The sequence below is a fragment of the Selenomonas sp. AB3002 genome (assembly GCF_000702545.1).
GTDB classification, from domain to species: domain Bacteria; phylum Bacillota; class Negativicutes; order Selenomonadales; family Selenomonadaceae; genus Selenomonas_B; species Selenomonas_B ruminantium_A.
Map to the genome: position 1 here is coordinate 206,408 of NZ_JNIO01000008.1, position 15,363 is coordinate 221,770.

19 protein-coding genes are annotated in these 15,363 nt (G+C 49.6%); 14 read left to right on the forward strand and 5 right to left on the reverse strand.

Translation table 11 applies throughout. From position 1 onward, the window contains the following. Nucleotides 1–3: 3 nt before the first annotated feature. Both P159_RS0108450 and P159_RS21000 read right to left on the reverse strand, forming a co-directional pair. On the reverse strand, nt 4–1,488 hold the full coding sequence (locus tag P159_RS0108450; protein ID WP_029543175.1) for a monomeric [FeFe] hydrogenase: 1,485 nt from the start codon (nt 1,486–1,488) through the stop codon (nt 4–6). A 137-nt stretch (nt 1,489–1,625) separates the two neighbouring features. After that, nucleotides 1,626–1,856 carry a hypothetical protein gene (locus tag P159_RS21000; RefSeq protein ID WP_029543176.1) on the reverse strand — a complete coding sequence of 77 codons (231 nt, stop codon included), beginning with the start codon at nt 1,854–1,856 and terminating at the stop codon, nt 1,626–1,628. Between the two features lie 220 nt (nt 1,857–2,076). Between P159_RS21000 and P159_RS0108460 the strand changes: the two genes are divergently transcribed. From P159_RS0108460 to P159_RS0108495, 8 genes are all read left to right on the forward strand, one after another. Then, complete coding sequence (locus P159_RS0108460) at nt 2,077–2,733, forward strand: vWA domain-containing protein (RefSeq protein ID WP_029543178.1); 657 nt, start codon at nt 2,077–2,079, stop codon at nt 2,731–2,733. A 141-nt stretch (nt 2,734–2,874) separates the two neighbouring features. After that, a complete protein-coding gene (locus P159_RS0108465) occupies nt 2,875–3,288 on the forward strand; it encodes a peptide deformylase (RefSeq protein WP_029543180.1) in 414 nt (137 codons plus the stop codon). Continuing rightward, nucleotides 3,288–3,749, forward strand: coding sequence for a YaiI/YqxD family protein (locus P159_RS0108470; RefSeq protein WP_029543181.1), 462 nt, complete (start codon nt 3,288–3,290; stop codon nt 3,747–3,749). Before P159_RS0108465 ends, P159_RS0108470 begins: the two co-directional genes overlap by 1 nt. Then, on the forward strand, nt 3,736–4,062 hold the full coding sequence (locus P159_RS0108475) for a cytochrome c biogenesis protein (RefSeq protein ID WP_029543182.1): 327 nt from the start codon (nt 3,736–3,738) through the stop codon (nt 4,060–4,062). Before P159_RS0108470 ends, P159_RS0108475 begins: the two co-directional genes overlap by 14 nt. Before the next feature lie 500 nt (nt 4,063–4,562). Beyond that, nucleotides 4,563–5,156, forward strand: coding sequence for a type IV toxin-antitoxin system AbiEi family antitoxin domain-containing protein (locus P159_RS0108480; RefSeq protein WP_029543183.1), 594 nt, complete (start codon nt 4,563–4,565; stop codon nt 5,154–5,156). A gap of 71 nt (nt 5,157–5,227) precedes the next feature. Continuing rightward, a complete protein-coding gene (locus tag P159_RS0108485) occupies nt 5,228–5,689 on the forward strand; it encodes a hypothetical protein (protein WP_029543185.1) in 462 nt (153 codons plus the stop codon). 18 nt (nt 5,690–5,707) lie between these two features. Further along, nucleotides 5,708–6,085, forward strand: coding sequence for a hypothetical protein (locus P159_RS0108490; protein ID WP_029543187.1), 378 nt, complete (start codon nt 5,708–5,710; stop codon nt 6,083–6,085). Nucleotides 6,086–6,126: 41 nt separating this feature from the next. Continuing rightward, nucleotides 6,127–6,486 carry a macro domain-containing protein gene (locus tag P159_RS0108495; RefSeq protein ID WP_051650251.1) on the forward strand — a complete coding sequence of 120 codons (360 nt, stop codon included), beginning with the start codon at nt 6,127–6,129 and terminating at the stop codon, nt 6,484–6,486. Nucleotides 6,487–6,636: 150 nt separating this feature from the next. Here the strand turns inward: P159_RS0108495 and P159_RS0108500 are convergent, their stop codons facing one another. Continuing rightward, nucleotides 6,637–7,515, reverse strand: coding sequence for an Rpn family recombination-promoting nuclease/putative transposase (locus P159_RS0108500; protein WP_029543189.1), 879 nt, complete (start codon nt 7,513–7,515; stop codon nt 6,637–6,639). Between the two features lie 399 nt (nt 7,516–7,914). Between P159_RS0108500 and P159_RS0108505 the strand changes: the two genes are divergently transcribed. The 3 genes from P159_RS0108505 to P159_RS0108520 all read left to right on the forward strand — a co-directional run bounded on the left by P159_RS0108505 (nt 7,915) and on the right by P159_RS0108520 (nt 10,672). After that, complete coding sequence (locus P159_RS0108505) at nt 7,915–8,847, forward strand: DUF4268 domain-containing protein (RefSeq protein WP_029543190.1); 933 nt, start codon at nt 7,915–7,917, stop codon at nt 8,845–8,847. A 727-nt stretch (nt 8,848–9,574) separates the two neighbouring features. Beyond that, the gene (locus tag P159_RS0108515) at nt 9,575–10,087 is read left to right on the forward strand and encodes an AAA family ATPase (RefSeq protein ID WP_029543195.1); all 513 of its coding nucleotides are present in this window, start codon (nt 9,575–9,577) and stop codon (nt 10,085–10,087) included. Nucleotides 10,088–10,108: 21 nt separating this feature from the next. Beyond that, the gene (locus P159_RS0108520) at nt 10,109–10,672 is read left to right on the forward strand and encodes an O-acetyl-ADP-ribose deacetylase (RefSeq protein WP_051650252.1); all 564 of its coding nucleotides are present in this window, start codon (nt 10,109–10,111) and stop codon (nt 10,670–10,672) included. Nucleotides 10,673–10,882: 210 nt separating this feature from the next. On the opposite strand, the gene P159_RS0108525 is transcribed toward P159_RS0108520, so the two are convergent. Together P159_RS0108525 and P159_RS0108530 are read right to left on the reverse strand one after the other, a co-directional pair. Continuing rightward, nucleotides 10,883–11,722 carry an Rpn family recombination-promoting nuclease/putative transposase gene (locus P159_RS0108525; protein ID WP_029543198.1) on the reverse strand — a complete coding sequence of 280 codons (840 nt, stop codon included), beginning with the start codon at nt 11,720–11,722 and terminating at the stop codon, nt 10,883–10,885. Between the two features lie 63 nt (nt 11,723–11,785). Beyond that, nucleotides 11,786–12,043 carry a helix-turn-helix transcriptional regulator gene (locus tag P159_RS0108530; protein ID WP_029543199.1) on the reverse strand — a complete coding sequence of 86 codons (258 nt, stop codon included), beginning with the start codon at nt 12,041–12,043 and terminating at the stop codon, nt 11,786–11,788. Between the two features lie 193 nt (nt 12,044–12,236). On the opposite strand from P159_RS0108530, the gene P159_RS0108535 reads away from it, so the two are divergent. The 3 genes from P159_RS0108535 (at nt 12,237) to P159_RS0108545 (ending at nt 15,360) form a co-directional block, all read left to right on the forward strand. Beyond that, nucleotides 12,237–12,833, forward strand: a complete 597-nt coding sequence (locus P159_RS0108535) for a recombinase family protein (RefSeq protein ID WP_029543204.1) — start codon at nt 12,237–12,239, stop codon at nt 12,831–12,833. A 383-nt stretch (nt 12,834–13,216) separates the two neighbouring features. After that, nucleotides 13,217–14,389: an efflux RND transporter periplasmic adaptor subunit gene (locus P159_RS0108540; protein ID WP_029543206.1), complete on the forward strand. Its 1,173-nt coding sequence runs from the start codon at nt 13,217–13,219 to the stop codon at nt 14,387–14,389. A gap of 14 nt (nt 14,390–14,403) precedes the next feature. Beyond that, nucleotides 14,404–15,360: a hypothetical protein gene (locus P159_RS0108545; RefSeq protein ID WP_029543208.1), complete on the forward strand. Its 957-nt coding sequence runs from the start codon at nt 14,404–14,406 to the stop codon at nt 15,358–15,360. Nucleotides 15,361–15,363 lie beyond the last annotated feature (3 nt).

The window sequence follows — 15,363 nt, forward strand, 5'->3', positions numbered from 1 at the left end:
AAATCAGGACTGGCCTGTTTTTGAGGCAGCCTGTGCGGCTTCCTCGTTTTCGTCGCTGATTTTCTTTTCTGCCGTCTGGGCGAATTTGGTTACCATGACACGGGTCAGGCCTTGCTGGGCCAGAGTACCGGGACCGTCCACACAGCCGTTTACACAGGCCATGCCCTCGAAGTACTCTATGGGCAGCGTCCCCTGCTTCACCAGGGTCAGCTTGTCCTGGCAGTTCCTGAGGCCGTCAGCGTACTCCATGATGGTGTCTGCTTTGCCATCCTGCTTGGTCAGCAGGGCTTTCATGGAGGACTGTACGCCCCGGTTGAGGGGGAAGCCGATGCCGCCGGCTGTGGCCGTGGTCTGGTAAGGCTCTGCCTGCAAATTGTCCAGGTCGATATCCAGCCCGTCGAAGATGCAGGCCAGTTCCTCGTAGGTCATGGCGAAATCCATGCACTCGGGGTGATGGAGAGCTTCAGATTTCTTGGCAATGCAGGGACCGATGAAGCAGGTCAGGGCTTCAGGATCTTTATCCTTTACCCAGTGTCCGCAGGCGACCATGGGAGAGGCGGTTTCGGAAATGTTTTCCTTGAATTCCGGGAAGTGCTTCTTCACCTGCTCCACAAAAGCAGGGCAGCAGGAGCTGGTCATGAAATCAATCTTCCCCGGTACTTTTTCTTTGAACTCTTCGGCTTCGCGAATGGTGGTGATATCCGCGCCAACGGCGACTTCCACCACTTCGGCAAAGCCGATTTTTTTTATGCCTGCAATGATCTGCCCCGGCTGTACTTTGGCTCCGAACTGTCCCACAAAGGAAGGCGCCAGCATGGCTGTTACCTTTTTACCTGCCTTGATGGCAAGGAGAATCTGGGCAATCATGCTGCGCTCGTCCAAAGCGCCGAAGGGACAGCCCTCACGGCAGTTGCCGCAGCTGACGCATTTGTCATAGTGGATGAAGGTGCGCTTGTCCGGTCCCGAGCTCATGGCATCCAGGGCGCAGGATTTGATGCAGGGGCGGGTAATCTCGATGATGGCGCCGTAGGGGCAGGACTTGGCACAGCGTCCGCACTCGATGCAGATATCCCTGTCGATGTCTGCCCGGCCATTCTGGATGCTGATGGCGTGCTTGGGGCAATGCTCCATGCACTTGTGCTGGATGCAGTGGCGGCAGAGGTCAGTCACATAATACTTGTCGATGGGGCAGGCGTCGCAGGCATCGGGCAGCACATCCATGACAGGCAGGTTTTTCTCGAAATTCCCAGAAAGTGCCCGCTTGGCAGCCTCTACGATGTGGATGCCAGTCTCCTGCCACAGTGCCATCTGGATGCGGTTCTTGAGCACTGCCCGCTCCTTATGCACGCAGCAGCGCACCCGGGGGGTGTCCTCTTTCACGATGTTCAGGATATCGTAGACCTTTTCTTCCAGCGTCCCGTCCCAGACATATCTGGCAATCTGGCGCAGGACATTGCGCCGGAAATTGGCTACCTGTGTGGTTTCCATAAAATCCTCCTAAAATGCAATACAGGTATTATATTCATATTGCTAAATACAACATAATTTTATTTTAACATATCTCTATTTGCTGTAGCTACAAGATTTTCCTCTTGTTTTCCGACATAGCAATATCGCCCAACACCTTAAATGCTGTCATCATAAGCTGAGATTATCTCGCAGTCATGTCGCTGTGCTTCCAGTCTGGCAGTATGTTCCGTGGCTGGCATGATGTCGTTGTAGCGGCTGGTATCTTCATCCGACCGGCTCTCATCTGCGACCACAAGGGCGGTAGTAAGAGGGTCAAGACCGCGTTCCACACATTCCACGGAGGCATAGAAGGACTTGAGGTCGATGGCGATGTAGGTTTTATCCATATTCGTAAATCCTTGATTTTTGCATTTTAGTTTGAGGTGCCGATTGGCGTCCAAGATTTCTCTATGCGTTTATCTTATCAATTTTTGAAGGTGGATTCAATCGGGGAAGCTGGTCGTTTAACCACCTCTTTAGAGTTATTGAAATTGTCGCATGGCAGGCGACCCGACGCCCCCTCATCTTCGGTAGAATAAAGCTATCAAAGAAAAGGGGGCGTTTGCAATGAAGAAGGGGTTAACTGAAATCGTGTTCATTCTGGACAGGAGTGGCTCTATGAGCGGCCTGGAGGCAGATACCATTGGCGGCTTCAACTCGCTCATCAGGAAGCAGCGGAAGGAACAAGGGGAGGCCATTGTTTCCACTGTGCTGTTTGATGACAAGTGCGAAGTGCTCCATGACCGGGTGCCGATGGACAAGGTGCAGGAGATGACAGAGGAGACCTACTTCGTCCGTGGTTGCACGGCACTTCTGGATGCTGTGGGTGGTGCTATTCACCACATTGGCAACATCCACAAGTATGCCCGTGATGAGGACAGGCCGGAGAAGACAATCTTCATCATCACCACGGATGGCATGGAAAATGCCAGCCACCAGTATACCTTCAATAAGGTCAAGGCTATGGTGGAGAGGCAAAAGGAAAGGTTCGGCTGGGAGTTCCTGTTCCTGGGGGCAAATATAGATGCCATTGAAGCTGCCGGGCATATTGGCATTCACGCTGACCGGGCTGTGACCTATCAGAATGATGAAGCAGGAACAGCACTGAACTACGAGGTCATGGAAGAGGCAATACATCATGTGAGGTGTTGCTCTGAGCCATTGGGAGCCAGTTGGAAGCGCAGGATTGATGAGGATGCAAAGCGGCGCAGCAGAAAAAATTGAAAAGCTGTGCCTGGGCTGCCTGGTTACTTGCCGGGGAGCCACTTTCTTTGGTGGTAGAGAACTGTTATGTGGTGTTGTATAATAGTTGTGTTAAAATTCTTAGAATGAATAAGGGCATGAGATTGAAGGGGCGGAGGAACTATGGTAAAAGAGATAATGAGAGATGTGCTGTTCTTGGGGCAGAAGGCCGAGGCGGCCACTAAAGAAGATATATCTATAGCTGAGGACTTGCTGGACACTCTCCGTTTCCATAGAGAACACTGTGTCGGCATGGCCGCTAACATGATTGGGGAGCGAAAAGCCATCATTGCCATAGCCGAGGGAAACAGGTTCACAGCTATGCTGAATCCGGAGGCAGTGAAGAAATCTCCCAAGACTTATAAGGCCACGGAAGGCTGCCTTTCCATCCCCGGGGAGCGTGAAGTGGAGCGTCACGACTGGATTGAGGTCAAATACAGGGATATGGCTTGGCGCAAGGAAAAGCGGAAGTTCACAGGCTTTGAGGCAGAAATCGTGCAGCACGAGCTTGAGCATCTGGAAGGGAAGCTCATCTGATGCGGATTTATGTTGATGCTGATGCCTGCCCAGTGGTACGGCAGACGGAGCAGGTGGCCAAAAGATATGGTGTGCCTGTGACGCTTCTATGTGACACCAATCATGTGATGACTTCTGATTACAGTGAGGTACGCATCATAGGTGCCGGGGCAGATGCTGTAGATCTGGCATTGATAAATCTTTGTCAGGCTGGAGATATTGTAGTGACTCAGGACTATGGTGTGGCAGCTATGGCCTTGGGAAAGCGTGCCTATGCCATACATCAGAATGGCTGGTGGTATACGGCCGAAAATATCGACCGCCTGCTGATGGAGCGGCACATGGCCAAAAAAGCCCGGCGCGTCAAGAAAAAGGTGCATCTAAAAGGTCCTGCCAGGCGTACCGGGGCAGATAACGAGAAATTTGTGGAGGGGCTTGCCCGTCTGCTGGAGGTGGTGAGGAATAGCGATGGATTGGCTTAAACTGGAGATATACATACCAGAATCTCATTTCCCGGCTTTGCAAAAGGCATTGCAATCAGCAGATGCCGGGCATATAGGCAATTATGATAGTTGTCTGTCTTACTCCCGCGTCAAAGGCACCTGGAGGCCGCTTCAGGGAGCCAGACCATATATTGGAGAGGAAGGTACTGTGAGTGAGGCAGAGGAGCTCAAGGTAGAGGTAAATGTCCGCATAGACAAGCTGGATAGCACTTTGCGGGCTATAAGGAATGTCCACCCCTATAAAGAACCTGTCATAAATGTCATTCCCCTTTATGCATTCGGGGCGAGATGATGGAACATTGCAAGAATGCTTACAGTCAGAATGAAAACGCTCCCTTGGAAAATCGCGAAACGCCACCTGGCCAATGCCTTATGTTTCGTTGAATAAGGGGGCGTTTTGTGCTATCATAATGAACTGTGTAAGATTATCGATTTGGAATGCTTGGTCGAGGTGACATAGACCGGCTGAATTGGACAAAATTATAGCTTAACTAATACAAGTATACGAAGGTAGAAAGACCTCGAACCCCCATGAAATAAGGGGCGTCGAGGTCTTTTGTCGTTGTGGGGTGGGGCTTGTAATTGGGCGGTGGGGAGCTATGAGCAAAATTGCTACTTTTTTACTCCGGGGGGTTGCATGGTTGAAGGTGCCCCGTTTTTAGAGTGTAAGTGTTCGGCAGATTGCCGTTTGCAGGGTGAGCAAAATAGCCTAGAAGGCAGTAGGTAATCGTAATAGCGTATTTACTTTCTTGCTAATTTTAGTTATGATATTAGCAAGAAAGGAGTGGTAGCGTGAAAGCATCAGAAAAGCTCGATTTGCTTTTTGAGCAAAATAACGGGATTGTCAAAACTGCTCAGGTCCTGGAAAATGGCATCACAAAAACATCTTTTTATGCCTATGCCAAACAGCGTGGTATAGAGCAGGCAGCACATGGAATCTATGTTTTGCCTGATGCCTGGACAGATGGCATGTATATGCTGCACCTGCGCTGCAGTCAGGCCGTATTCTCTCACGAAAGCGCATTGTTCTTCCATGACCTGACTGACCGGGAACCAAGTCCATATTCGATCACTGTAAAAACAGGCTATAATCCTGCCAGCCTGAAGGCTGATGGAATCAAAGTCTATACCATCAAAAAAGAACTGCATGATGTAGGACTTATCACGATGGATACACCCTTTGGCAATGCTGTCCCTGTCTATGATGCAGAGCGCACCATATGCGACTTGATTCGCAGCCGCAGCAGCATTGAAATGCAGACCTTTCAGGATGCAATCAAGCAGTATGCAAGAAGCAGGGAGAAAGATTTACGCAAGCTGATGCGCAATGCAAAGCTGTTTCATGTGGAAAAAATTCTTCGACAGTACTTGGAGGTACTTCTATGATAAAGACGGCTTGGCAGCTCAAAGACCTGATATGGTGAAGCTATGGGGGGCTTATCAAAAGAAGTTCTCCTATGCTCTTGATGTGTCATGGGGTACAGTTTTGGATTCGGGTGGTGGAGTCCTTCCTGGATGATATTGGCGAGTGGAAGTTTGTGGAAAGCAGGGAGGACTTCACTATCCAGTTCGTGGATATATTCCGCTCACACTTTCTGGGCAGGACAGGCTGCCCGATGACAGAGGAAGAGTGGAACGCCGTACTCGATAAGATTATCTGGGCTTTTGAAGAGATTGCAGGCGACGAGCCCAATGACCCACGATTGGCAGTGATGGGTGAGATGCTGGATGCTTTCCCGAACGCCTGGGAAGATGAGAGGCTTGAGGACGGCTCCTGTAAGTCCTGGCTGTCGAAGGATGCGCAGGCGTTTCTCGATGCCCGTGAAGAAGAAACGGCAAAGGCGTATGATGCTTATAAGGCACGCATAGAGGAAGGCAAGCAGCTCTTCGTCAAGTACATCGGTGCATTTTGGGACTGAGGTTTAGGAGGCATAAGCATGGGCAAATCATTGGTTGAATTGCTGGACGATATGGAGAGCGCCAGACTTGCCACCATAAAGGAAGGGCAGAGGAACAACGCCATCGTGAAGAAAATCTTTTCTAGCGTGGGGACGGATGCCTGGCCGGAGAACAGGGAGAATCTGATGAACGGACTAAACAGCATATATAGGCACATGGACTGGGGCAAGAGCATGGGACACGGCATCTTCTCGGCTGAGTTCTTCAAAGAGATTCCTGAGCTTTATGAGTCCTTGCCACCAGCAAAGCAGCAGGAAATAGACGGCGTGTTCCTTGAACAGCCTAACATTCGGGAACATATAAAACGAATGGAGTGGACGGTGTTGGACTTTTTGAAGTCCGAGTCGGAAGGATAATTCACAAGTATGCTCGTGATGAGGACAGGCCGGAGAAGACCATGTTCATCATCACCACCGATGGCATGGAAAATGCCAGTCGGCGGTACACATACCCCTGTGACTATGTGATTCATACGGTTGGGCCAATCTGGCATGGAGGCAGCCAGGGCGAGGCGGAACTGTTGGCTGGCTGCTGTCGGCATTCGCTGGAACTTGCCATGGAACATGGTATTCGTAGTGTGGCCTTTCCTTCTATTTCCACGGGGGTGTATTCCTATCCCGTCCAGCAGGCAGCGGAGATTGCTGTGCGGATGGTCAGGGAAGTAGTGAAGGAGCACCCGAAGGCGTTTGATGAAATACTGTGGGTGCTGTTCGATGAACGGACGAAACTTATGTATGACGGGGCACTACAGGGCTAAAGAAAAACATGGCATGATAGGTAAGGTGGCGAGAGTTCAGTAAAAATGAGACACTCCAGTTTTTAGACAAATGTATATTAAAACATCCTGCTTGCCATTATGATTAAATGGAAACAGGATGTTTTGCAAAGCGGTCAGTTTTGGAGAAGTTCAGTTGTAAGCGAGCTTATTCATTTGGGCAATGCGGATTATATTATCTTTGGTGGTTCCAGCAAGCTCAACAATTTCATCGCAGCTGTAATTTTTCTTCAGCATCCTAATTACAAATTCAGTGGTTTTAGCATCAGCAGTTTCTGCAGAGGCTTTGGCAGCTGCCTGTTCAGCAGCCTCTTCAGCCCTGACTTCCATAGCCCTGTTCCAATCCCATTTGAAGCTAACCATATCGAAAACCTCCTCTTGTTCCTTCTTGGCGAAGTAGTCAGCCAGAAGGTCGTGTTCTTGACAGTATTTGATGGCTTGGCTGATGGCCTGGCGCAGTGTTTTGCCGGCAGCTACTTCTTTACGTACCTGGTCAACGAAGATGCTGTAGCACTTGAGGTCGTGGCATTTCTGCAGGAGCTCGCTGTTCTTGGCGTAGTTGATATTGAACACCGTGACGACAAGTTCCAGGGTATTGCCATTTTCCTCGAAGGCATCAGAGAGCCGCATAGTCCATTTTGCAGGAGCATCGTCCTTGCCATTGTAGAACATATAGAAATGCGGTGCGGGAAGCGCTATACGGGTTTTCTTGTAGGGAGCATCTGGATCAACTCTCTGCCTGTAGAGCTTGGCAATATACCACAGCATACGTAGCGGCATATTTTCCGAGAGGGTAGACTGGTGCTCCATGAGTATGATGTGCTGGTTGCCAGCCATGAAGCTGATGTCATTCTTTATGTCTTCAAAAAAGGTGCCCCTCAGCGTAGTAATCGTTATATCGCTCAGGGAAATGTGCTTACCTGTTAGTGCCTCATAGATTCGTTGCAGGCGGCGCTTGTTGTTGAAGATGTCTCTGAAGAGTGAATCTTTGTATGTACGTTTGGCCTTCATCTGATGTCCCCCTTCTACGGTGATTATACCATGAAACCAGTGGGGAAGGAAGATTGTTGCTAACAATTGTACCGCCTTGAACGATTGGTTGTTTAGAGGAGTCAGGCCCATGGAGGGGGGAGCACTTAGAGGCGTTTGATGAAATTCTGTGGGTGCTGTTCGATGAACGGACTAAGCTGGTGTATGACGGAGTCTTATAGAGTGAGTACATATATATGAGCCGATTCTGGTTGCTTGATGAAACTTGTGAAGCTATTGTTGTGTTGTCGGTGACGCTAAATATTATGTTTTGCACAATATAGGCAGGGGAGATGAATCATATGCAGAATATAAACTGGGACAAGCAACCAATGATTGGGATATATATTATTCAAATTTTCTTTCAGGGCGGGTGAAGATATGGGAATAAAATTAGGCAAGATGCAGCGTGTAGTTGATTTACGGTCGGTATGGCCGCATGAGGAACATGATTTTTCACAGTGGCTGGCCAAAGATGAAAACCTTGCACAGTTGGCTGAAGCGGTTGGTATTGACCTGGAGTTGGAAGAAACAGAATCGTCAGTAGGTAGTTTTAGCGTTGACATCTACGCCAAAGAAGTGGGGACATCAAGAGGGATTATCATTGAGAACCAACTGGAAGATACAAATCACGACCATCTTGGCAAGATAATAACTTATGCAGCAGGCAAGGAAGCCCAGGTGATTATTTGGGTTGTAAAGCATGCTCGGGATGAGCACAAGCAGGCTGTTGCTTGGCTGAACCAACATACAGATGAAAAGATTGGGGTCTTCTTGATAGAGGTTGAACTTTGGAAGATAGGTGACTCGTTGCCGGCCCCACGCTTTAACGTGGTAGAAAGACCGAATGAGTGGGCTAAGAGTGTCAAGGTAGTGGAGTCCTTGACGCCCTTGAAGCGTTTCCAGCTCGAATTTTGGCAGAATTTCTGTACCTTTGCCTTTAAGGATGCGGAGTTCAGTAAAATTTTCAAAAAGAGAAAGCCATATGCGACAAATTGGTACAATCTAAGCTGTGGTGTACAACCCCTGATTTTGGAATTTACTATCAACGTGTCCAAAGGCCTTCTTACAGCGGGTATTTACATTACCAATGATAAGGATCTGTACCATTCTATGCAGGAGCGTCAGGCCGACATTGAGCAGATTCTTGGGGCAACGATAGAGTGGAGTGAAGCAGACATGGATTGTCGTATGTTGGTGTACCGTAAGACTTCCAAGGGTATTGATAGCAAAGAATGGGATGGAGATTACCGCTGGTTCATGGACAAGGCAATATCTCTAAAAAAGGTTGCGGAGATGTTCAAATCCAAATAATTAGTGATGTCAGCTAATCCCACGGGATATCTTGGGGTTGGAGGAGTTTGCAACGGCTATGGAATCGCAGTCAAACGGCTGACTGAGTTTGATGAAGGCCTGTGGGGGACGCTGGTAGACTTCATGACCGTATACAGCAAGGATGACATCAGTGTTACCTTCAAGGACGGCACAGAAATTCATATAGGATAAAGGATGGCACGGGCTTGTTCCCGTGCCAATTTTCTTGTCTTCTCTTCTTATTTTATGGTAAAATAACTGTTATGCGAGTTCAAAGAGGCTCAGGCAAGACAAGGTGCGCTCTGCGCTTTGGCAAGCCACATGCAACCAATAAAGCTCGGAACCTAGTCGTTACAAGGCTTCACGGTACTCGCAAACGGGATGCAACCCCCTGTGTTTTTGAGGAGAAGATTTGCAACCCCTCAAACGGTAAATAATGTGATTGTATCAATTTTATACGACAATTGGACAAAATAATAGCTTAACTGATACAAGCAAACGGGCATATAAAACCCGCGAAAACCTATGATATAAGGGGTTTCGCGGGTTTCTTGCATTGTGGAGCAATGCCTTAGCGGTTATCAGGGCGTTGGCATGGTAGGATGGATAAATTTGTGGAACAGAGGTGGTTGCAGAGATAAAATCAGCCGTTTGCAGGATATGGCTCTTTTGCAGATAACCGTTTGTAGGGTATACTATGGTTATAGATATGTTTGGAGATGATAGATTGAAGGTACTGAATTTTTATGGTGGTGCAGGCATTGGCAAGAGCACCATTGCCGCGGATATTTTTTCGAAGCTGAAGCGCAAGGGATATAAGACGGAACTGGTGGGTGAATACGCCAAGTGGCTCTGGTATCAGAATGCCACGGATATTGTGCAGGATCAGCTGTATCTCTTTGCTGAGCAGGTGCATCGGCTGAAGACGCTGGAACGCTATGGAGTGGAGTATGCGGTCTGCGACTCTCCTCTGCCGCTGAACATCATCTACAACAACACGCCTGATGAGCTCTTTGACCAGCTAGTGATGCATGAGCATGCCAAGTTTGACAATGTGGAGTATCTTTTGCGGCGCAATGATGAGTTCATCAGCATTGATGGTCGCAAGGAAACCAATCTGGAGCGGGCCAAGGTGAAGGACGAGGAAATCAAGGCAGTCCTGGACGGAGCTGGCATTGGCTATACGGTCATTTCTCCTTGGGAGACGGATAAGGTGTTGCTGGACTTGAAGGTGAAATGAACACATGGGGAGGTAAGCACAATGACTATTATAAGGACAGAACTGGGGGACATCACTGCCAAGCATTATGCTGATGCCATTGTCAATGCCGCCAATGAGAGCCTGCTAGGGGGCGGTGGTGTTGATGGTGCTATACACCGGGCGGCAGGGCCGGAACTTCTGGCAGAGTGCCGGACACTTCATGGTTGCAGGACAGGGCAGGCGAAAATCACCAAGGCATACAGGCTGCCATGTGATTATGTTATCCATACGGTAGGGCCAGTTTGGCATGGAGGGAGCGATGGTGAGGCAGAACTGCTGGCTGGATGCTATCGGCATTCGCTGGAACTTGCCATGGAGCATGGTATCCGCAGCGTGGCATTTCCGTCTATTTCCACGGGCGTGTACTCCTATCCTGTGCAGCAAGCAGCGGAGATTGCTGTGCAGACGGTCAAGGAAGTGGTGAAGGAGCACCCAGAGGCGTTTGATGAAATTCTGTGGGTGCTGTTCGATGAACGGACGAAACTTATGTATGACGGGGCACTACATGATAGATGTTTTTCAAGGTGGCAAGAATTCGGGAAAAATTTGCCACCTTGCGAGTGAGAGACGTGGCTGAAACTAATGGTGACAATGTATGGAGTGATTTTTAGGAATTATGGCTTAATAGAAAATGATGCTGCAAGAGTACCATTTTTCTCCTTGCCATCTTGCCACCTTCCGACTATAGAAGACAAATGTATACAAAACGCCCTGTTTACCATGACATTTAATGGCAAACAGGGCGTTTTGTGCGAGAGTGGCTGAAGGTAGGGGTCAATTGTAAGCAATATTGTTCATATGGGCAATTTTTTTGACATTTTCCATGGAAGTTGATGCGAGACGAGATATTTTTTCATATGGCTCATGCTCGCGCAGCATATTTAGAACAAACTCTGTAGTCTTTGCATCAGCGACCTCTTCAGCCCTGACTTCCATAGCCCTGTTCCAATCCCATTTGAAGCTAACCATATCGAAAACCTCCTGTTCCTTCTTGGCAAAGTAGTCAGCCAAAAGGCCGTGTTCTTTGCAGTATTTGATAGCTGAGGCGATGGCCTGGTGGAGAGTCTTGCCAGCGGCCACTTCGGTGCGTACCTGGTCAACGAAGATGCTGTAGCACTTTAGGTCGTGGCATTTCTGCAGGAGCTCGCTGTTCTTGGCGTAGTTGATATTGAACACCGTGACCACGAGTTCCAGGGTATTCTCATTCTCCTCGAAGGCATCGGAAAGCCGCATCGTCCACTTTTCTGGGGCATCGTCTTTGCCGTTGTAGAACATGTAGAAATGTGGTGCTGGTAGAGGGATGCGAGTCTTCTTGTAAGGGGCATCTGGATTTACCTGCTGCCTGTACAGCTTGGCAATATACCATAGCATCCGCAATGGCATATTCTCCGAGAGGGTTGACTGGTGCTCCATAAGGATGATGTGCTGGTTGTCAGCCATGAAGCTGATGTCATTCTTGATGTCCTCGAAAAAGGTGCCCCGCAGGGTGGTGATCTTGATGTCGCTCAGTGGTATGAGCTTCCCGGTCAGTGCCTTGTAGATGCGCTGCAGGCGGCGCTTGTCGTTGAAGATGTTTCTGAAGAGCGAATCCTTGTATGTACGTTTGGCCTTCATATGATGTCTCCCTTCTATGGTGATTATACCATGAAACTAGTAGGGAAGGAAGATTGAGGACCTTTAATGCGAGATTTTCTCGCTTCTGTCAATGAGCAGGGCATCGAACCCTTTTGTGCTGAAGAATTCTCCCAGTGTGATGCCGAAGCCGTCGCAGAGCTTCTTGATGTTGTTGCACCCCGGATTCTTGCTTTCCCCCAGCAGGATGCTCTTGATGGTGGCCTGGGGGATGCCGGAGATTTTGCTCATTTTGTTGGGGGTGACATTATTTTCCTGGCAGAGCTGGCGGATGCGGTGGGCGATTGCTTCTTGTGTGTCCATGATGGAGCCTCCTTGTGCTATTTCCAATAGCATACTGCATATTTTGATTGATGTCTAGTGAGAGTTCACTAGACTCTTTTTTTATGGTAATATCAGTGATAATTCACTAAGAAACGGTGAATACTTAGCACATTCAGGGATTCCTCTGATATTTTGATATGTTTCATAAGCAAAGTAGTTGGGAGGAATCGACATGAGCAAGAGTATCTATGGATATGTCCGTGTATCGACGAAGGAGCAGAACCTTGACCGGCAGCTCATTGCTATGCGGGAGTACGGGGTGCCACAGGAAAACATCTTTGTAGACAAGCAGTCTGGCAAGGACTTTGAGCGGCCTTCTTATCAGCGGATGATGAAGGAGATCTCTAGTGGGGGCGTTTTGGTCATCAAGAGCATTGACAGGCTGGGGCGCAGTTATGATGAGACGATTGAGGAGTGGCGTAGGATAACCAGGGAGAAGGGGATAGAGATTGTGGTGCTTGACCTGCCTGTCATGTGTTCCCTGCCCACGGGGACACTGCTGGGACGGCTGCTGGCAGACCTCATTTTGTATCTGCTCTCATATTTTGCCCAAGCGGAGCGTGAAATGAATCATCAGCGCCAGGCCGAGGGCATTTCAGCTGCCAGGCTGCGTGGCGTTCGGTTTGGCAGGGTGCCGAAGGAGCGCACGGAGGAGTTCTATGCGCTTAGGGAACAATGGCAGAAACATCAGGTTTCTGCACGGCAGGCGGCGGAGAAACTTGCCATTGACCACAAGACCTTCCTGCGCTGGGCCAGGGAGGAAAGATAAAAGCCGCCACCTGGCTTGATGCTTGAGGTGGCGGGGAAGGCAGGAGTGGGGAATAAAGCACGCTTTATTCCCCACTATTGGAACCCTGTTTGTGCTTGAACTATTGAGTTGAACCTGACCTAAAATCGCATAATATCTCTTACTTTGTCTCACATTTCGCTCAAGGTCTATAAAAATCCTGCATAATTGCTCACTTTTTTTTGTATATTCGTATAATCGCCGACGTTTCTATGCTTGCATACTGTTTCTGGCTAGTGGGGCATAAAGCGTGCTCTATGCCCCAGGCTGAGCGGCCGAAATACTATGGTTTTTCGGCAATATGCATGAGAGGATGGGTGATTCATGCCACATCCAGGCACGTTGGAAGAAACGGGGAGTGAGTCATGAAGAAATATTTTTTGGCGGGGCTGGCTGTGGTGTTCCTGTTGGCGGTGGGGCTGATATCATACGGCGCCTATCTCAATTACCATGACGAAAATCAGATCACGGAGCGTCTTGCCCAGCAGGTTCTTCCCCTGGCAGGGGAAAAAGCGAAGATACGCGACATAAGGCCTCGCTTGGAGATTGCACCGGTGCATCTTTCCTCTGGACAGATGGCAGACGCGGTTGCGCTGACCAAAGGGCAAATCGTCGAGGTCAAAGTTAAGAAAAATGACCGTGTCAGAATGGGCGACGTTCTCTTTGTCGTGCACATGCCCGAACTTTCTTCGCGACTCAAACAGGCTGATAGCAGTGTGTTCAAGGCCGAGACAGAACTCCTTCGCGCTCGCAACACCTATAATCGCTATACCGAACTGCGGAAAGAGGAAGCCGTATCGGCAGAAAAGTACGATGAGACAGAGAGTGCTTACCATGCGGCGCAGGCGAGTCTGGATGCCGCAATCGCGGCGCGGGATGAGCTTCTGGTGCAGCAGGAGGAGCAGCAGGTGCTGGCTCCCATCGACGGAGAGGTGATCAAGCTGTATCATCCGATGGGTACTTACATTTCGGCAGGGACTCCTCTGGCGCTGATCGGCAATTTTGAGCAGCTTCATTTCTATACGTCTGTAGACGAGAAAGAAGCCAGCTATCTTGCTTTTGGGCAGGAAGCCGTTGTTTCCTTTAGCTATGAGGACTTCGAAAAGGTGTACGGCACGGAATACAGTGCGGACAATCGTGGCAGGGAAGAAAATATCATCGCCCGCGTAATTGAGATTTCTCCGGATCTCTCCGAGCCGGCGGCCATACGCAAGGTGCTTTGGGAAATCGACAACAGGGCCGGTCTCCTCGAGCCGAAAACCTACGGAAGCCACGGAAGCGTCAGCCTCACATTCCTTGATTCCCGCAGATCTTTATCGGTTCCGGTTTCCGCTGTCATTGGCTCTTCCCAAGCGGCAGTTTTTGTCTTTCGAGATGATGGCACGTTGGAACGGCGCAGAGTGAAGACAGGTTTGAACGATGGAACGTATGTCGAAATTTTGTCGGGGCTGGAAGAAGGGGAGACGGTGGTCACATCCGTTCCCCAAGGGGTGAAGGAAAACATGAAAGTATCGCCCATACTGATATCCGGTGATTGAGGAGGTGCTGATGGATGGCCGACAAACAGCTATTTAGCCAGGAGGCGCTGGACAAGCTCCGCACGCCGGAGCGGCTTGACAAGATGCTTCCTATCACCACGCCGGTCAATTGGGTGGCCGCTGCTGCAATCGGTGTTTTATTGCTTGCCGTGTTGCTGTGGTCAATTTTCGGTGCTTTCACCGAAAAGACGGAAGGAATGGGGCTGATCATGGATTCAGCCGGCGTGATCAATGTCTCCCACATTGCAGGGGGAAAGGTGTCCGGCATCTATATCAGCACGGGCAGCTATGTGCATAAAGGAGACCGCATCGTTACTCTGGAACAGGCGAACGAGACTGCCAATACGAACATGGCACGTTACAGTGTTGATTTGGCCGATAATGGCCGCGATACGGTGCGCTATGCCTACGAATATGACATGAAACAATACCAGCAGGGCGTGAACATGGATGTTTACAGCGATTACGAAGGCATTGTGGATGAGGTAATGGTGGAAAAGGGAATGTACCTGACCAGTGGGATGCCCATATGCTCGGTTCGTATCACGCAAAACCGCGACGAACTGTCCGGCATACTCTACATTCCCGTGGAGAAAGGCAAGCGGGTGGAACCCGGCATGACCATACAGCTTGCGCCGAACGGCGTAGATGTAAGCGAGACCGGCAGCCTGATTGGCGTGGTGCGCTCCGTTTCCCAATATCCAATTTCGGGGCAGGGGGTAAAAATGGGGCTGGGGAATGTGGAACTGGCCCAATGGATTTTCGAGCAGAAGGGCAGAGCCCTGATTGAGGTACGCTTTGATTTGGTGCGTGACGAATCGTCAGAGTCAGGATATCTCTGGACATCCTCAGTGGGGGATCACAGCCCCATAACCCCCGGCAGTTTTTGCCGTGGCAACATCATCATCGAGCGTATGCCGCCCATCGAAAAAGTTTTCTACAAAATAAGCCAGTGGGTAAGGTCAAGGTGAGGG

Excerpts from the sequence above, each read along its gene's own strand:
- P159_RS0108545 (WP_029543208.1), top strand. The coding sequence starts at position 14,404 with ATGGCCGACAAACAGCTATTTAGCCAGGAGGCGCTGGACAAGCTCCGC.
- P159_RS0108505 (WP_029543190.1), top strand. The coding sequence starts at position 7,915 with ATGGGAATAAAATTAGGCAAGATGCAGCGTGTAGTTGATTTACGGTCG.
- P159_RS0108490 (WP_029543187.1), top strand. The coding sequence starts at position 5,708 with ATGGGCAAATCATTGGTTGAATTGCTGGACGATATGGAGAGCGCCAGA.
- P159_RS0108460 (WP_029543178.1), top strand. The coding sequence starts at position 2,077 with ATGAAGAAGGGGTTAACTGAAATCGTGTTCATTCTGGACAGGAGTGGC.
- P159_RS0108495 (WP_051650251.1), top strand. The coding sequence starts at position 6,127 with ATGTTCATCATCACCACCGATGGCATGGAAAATGCCAGTCGGCGGTAC.
- P159_RS0108535 (WP_029543204.1), top strand. The coding sequence starts at position 12,237 with ATGAGCAAGAGTATCTATGGATATGTCCGTGTATCGACGAAGGAGCAG.
- P159_RS0108475 (WP_029543182.1), top strand. The coding sequence starts at position 3,736 with ATGGATTGGCTTAAACTGGAGATATACATACCAGAATCTCATTTCCCG.
- P159_RS0108485 (WP_029543185.1), top strand. The coding sequence starts at position 5,228 with ATGCTCTTGATGTGTCATGGGGTACAGTTTTGGATTCGGGTGGTGGAG.
- P159_RS0108530 (WP_029543199.1), bottom strand. The coding sequence starts at position 12,043 with ATGGACACACAAGAAGCAATCGCCCACCGCATCCGCCAGCTCTGCCAG.
- P159_RS0108465 (WP_029543180.1), top strand. The coding sequence starts at position 2,875 with ATGGTAAAAGAGATAATGAGAGATGTGCTGTTCTTGGGGCAGAAGGCC.
- P159_RS0108525 (WP_029543198.1), bottom strand. The coding sequence starts at position 11,722 with ATGAAGGCCAAACGTACATACAAGGATTCGCTCTTCAGAAACATCTTC.
- P159_RS0108470 (WP_029543181.1), top strand. The coding sequence starts at position 3,288 with ATGCGGATTTATGTTGATGCTGATGCCTGCCCAGTGGTACGGCAGACG.
- P159_RS0108520 (WP_051650252.1), top strand. The coding sequence starts at position 10,109 with ATGACTATTATAAGGACAGAACTGGGGGACATCACTGCCAAGCATTAT.
- P159_RS0108450 (WP_029543175.1), bottom strand. The coding sequence starts at position 1,488 with ATGGAAACCACACAGGTAGCCAATTTCCGGCGCAATGTCCTGCGCCAG.
- P159_RS0108500 (WP_029543189.1), bottom strand. The coding sequence starts at position 7,515 with ATGAAGGCCAAACGTACATACAAAGATTCACTCTTCAGAGACATCTTC.
- P159_RS21000 (WP_029543176.1), bottom strand. The coding sequence starts at position 1,856 with ATGGATAAAACCTACATCGCCATCGACCTCAAGTCCTTCTATGCCTCC.
- P159_RS0108540 (WP_029543206.1), top strand. The coding sequence starts at position 13,217 with ATGAAGAAATATTTTTTGGCGGGGCTGGCTGTGGTGTTCCTGTTGGCG.